Raw genomic sequence first — 259 nt, 5'->3', positions numbered from 1 at the left:
GAAAAGCTGTTCCGCGCCCGTGCTGTAATTGGCCTCTGGCCTGCGGCCAAACGGGGCAACGACGACACCGTGATCTTCAACCCGGACAACCCATCCGAAGAACTGGCCATTCTGCATCACCTGCGCCAGCAGACCGACAAACCCAACGACCAGCCCAATTACTCGCTGGCGGATTTTGTCACACCAGAAGATCAGCTCACCCATGGCAAACAGGATTACATGGGAGCGTTTGTTGTCACCGCCGGGATTGAAGCCGAGC

Annotated in this window: 1 protein-coding gene; it reads left to right on the top strand. The window is 57.5% G+C overall.

Annotation, left to right across the window (positions count from 1 at the left end):
* Nucleotides 1-259 (top strand): vitamin B12 dependent-methionine synthase activation domain-containing protein (locus tag Q4563_RS20750; RefSeq protein WP_303605862.1); only part of this gene is annotated, 259 nt, incomplete at both ends.

Source organism: Gilvimarinus sp. 1_MG-2023, assembly GCF_030548285.1.
This window is presented reverse-complemented; position numbering and strand designations above follow the sequence as displayed.